The organism is Bacillus sp. 522_BSPC (assembly GCF_001076885.1).
GTDB classification, from domain to species: domain Bacteria; phylum Bacillota; class Bacilli; order Bacillales; family Cytobacillaceae; genus Niallia; species Niallia hominis.
On record NZ_JVDT01000239.1, the window covers coordinates 1 to 2,548 of the forward strand.

Sequence of the window (2,548 nt, forward strand, 5' to 3'; positions counted from 1 at the left end):
TCAAAGAGCAATTTGTTTGTTGCTATCAGAAGCAACTTTTATATAATATCATAATCAATTTTTGAAGTCAACTACTTTTTCAAAAAGTAATTTTCAGCGATTAACTTAATCAATCTGACGACTTTTTATATACTATCACCCTTCCTTAATGAAGTCAACCCTTTTTTCTTCACTTTTATCGTAATCAGTAAATGATTAAATAATAGATAATGTTCCTTAATAAAAGATGAGAGTCTTACTTCATTTCCAAAGTGTGATAAAAATCAATTACAATTAAGTATCGTCTACTAAATGAATAAACCACCTTCCCACCCTAACTATTATAAAACTCACAAAAAAAGATTATCTATCTTTTCTTCAAAGGTTTATTCATTCCTTTTGAGTAGTATAGATAATCTCTATCAAATTATAGTAAATATACCTTTAAATAATGTACAATTGAATAGCTACTAACGCTGCTACACCTGGAATTCCTAATATCCCTGACACAGTTGAAGTCGCAAAATTTATCGGCACATGTATACCATATTGATTACCAACCGTATTTAGGAAAAATAAAAATAATGCACCTATCATAATTTTAATAATACCTTGTCCAATCATTCTAAGCGGCTTTATTGGTGTTCCAACTACTAGCAACAAAATAATTAAACCGATAACAATAGATATAATAACAATCGGGCTCACTATCCATCCTCCCTCACTATGCTTGTATTTATAATTATGTATACTTTCTATAAATAAGACCTAGAAGGGACAACTTTTCCTATGAATTATAAGACTATATCCAATACTTTTTATTATTTGGCTCTGTTAAAGTCTGTTGTTGATAAATTGATTAACAGGAACTTATGTTCTATAATGGGTTTAACTATATAAAAGTGGTGATAAACGTGAGAGCAACTGATATTCTTAAAGCCATTCAAAAACTAAATCCAGCAGAAAAGCACCGATTACGAGAGTATTTAATTGATGCACTTACTGCATCTTCTTCAACAGGAACTATTCTGCAAGAAATATCTGAACGTAAAAATAAGAGCGGTTATCATTGTCCTGACTGCGAATCAGAACATATCGTTCGGTATGGCAAATACTCCACTATTGTTGATGGAGATGAAGTAGAAAAGCAACGTTACCGCTGTAAAGCGTGTAAAAAGACATTTACTGACCTAACAAATACTGCTCTATATCGAACACGCCATCTCAATCAATGGATTAAATTCATCGAATGTATGATAGAAGGATATTCCCTGCGTAAATCTGCTGAATTAGTTGGTAATGTTACTCATGTCACCTTATTTTACTGGAGACACAAACTCTTATCATCATTAAAACAAATGGAAATATCGAATTTTGAAGGTATCGTCGAAATGGACGAGACCTATTTCCTATACTCCGAAAAAGGACAAAGAAAGATTAAAGACAGAAAACCCCGTAAACGTGGTGGTTCCGCTAAGAAACGTGGCATAAGCAACGAACAAGTATGTGTCTTAGTCGCAAGAGACCGTGAAAAGATGACTTTTTCACAGACATTGGGAATGGGTCGATTAACAAAAGAGCAGTTAGACAAAGCTATCGGACATAAACTTTCTGATGAAAATGTTTTATGCACCGATTCTTGGCGTGCCTTTAAAACATATGCCGCTGAAAAAGGTATGGATATTTATCAATTCAAGTCTGATGGTAAGGTTCGCACAAAGGGACTATACCATATCCAGAACGTTAACAATTATCACCGAAGGCTTAAAGGATGGATACAACGTTTTAATGGAGTTGCAACTAAATACCTGAATAATTACCTTGCTTGGTTTCGGGTGTTAGAATCCATTCAACATCAAAGGAATCCTATTACTATGAATGACTTGATGATTAAAGGGAATTTAATACAAAATATGGAAACATATGATACACTTAGGTTAGCTAAATTCACGATATAAACATCACTGCTTGTTCAACTAACGACGCAGGTTAATAAAAATCTGATGAATCTTTTTTGTAATGGAACCGTCTAATATATGGGAGGTGTTTATATGCGAAAGAAATTATTAGTAATAATTTCTGGAATTCTTTTATTATTATCTGGTTGTTCTTTAAATGATGGTGAATCAGAGAATGAAATACAAAATGATGCCAGTGCAAGCTGGGCATATCCATTCGTTAAATGGGAAAATCAAACCTATGTTGTAGCAGAAGAGGAAATTAAAGAAGACAAAATAGGTCAAGAAATCGGTAAAGTTACTTCATATTCAGACCTTGAAAGTTCTAACACAAGTGGGAACTTCTCTAATGAATATGAAGTTGGGACAAAGTATTATGAAATCACAGATATTAGCCAAAAAGAAGCAATAGCTATCGAAGTTAAAAAAGGAAAGTTTATTAAAGCTGTAATTTCTGATAAATGGGAAGAGCAAAATTTTTAGCTTTGTGAAATGATGTACTTAAACAAACGGGTGCGTTAGTTGAATAAGCAAATATTATAAAATGGAACTTCCGTAAATTAGGAGGTTTCGTTTTATAAGAAATATCAACATTAAACTTTAACAGAGCC

Annotated in this window: 3 protein-coding genes; 2 read left to right on the forward strand and 1 reads right to left on the reverse strand. The window is 32.6% G+C overall.

The genetic code is table 11. The features are described 5' to 3' along the window. Nucleotides 1-423: 423 nt before the first annotated feature. Nucleotides 424-687, reverse strand: a complete 264-nt coding sequence (locus ADJ83_RS19525) for a pro-sigmaK processing inhibitor BofA family protein (protein ID WP_048718851.1) — start codon at nt 685-687, stop codon at nt 424-426. Nucleotides 688-893: 206 nt separating this feature from the next. Between ADJ83_RS19525 and ADJ83_RS19530 the strand changes: the two genes are divergently transcribed. Both ADJ83_RS19530 and ADJ83_RS24485 read left to right on the forward strand, forming a co-directional pair. Continuing rightward, nucleotides 894-1,937 (forward strand): IS1595 family transposase, encoded by a 1,044-nt coding sequence (locus ADJ83_RS19530; protein ID WP_081836706.1) that lies wholly within the window; start codon nt 894-896, stop codon nt 1,935-1,937. A gap of 93 nt (nt 1,938-2,030) precedes the next feature. Further along, nucleotides 2,031-2,420, forward strand: a complete 390-nt coding sequence (locus tag ADJ83_RS24485; protein ID WP_051641015.1) for a hypothetical protein — start codon at nt 2,031-2,033, stop codon at nt 2,418-2,420. Nucleotides 2,421-2,548 lie beyond the last annotated feature (128 nt).

Coding starts and splice junctions, on each gene's coding strand:
- ADJ83_RS24485 (WP_051641015.1), top strand. CDS start 2,031: ATGCGAAAGAAATTATTAGTAATAATTTCTGGAATTCTTTTATTATTA.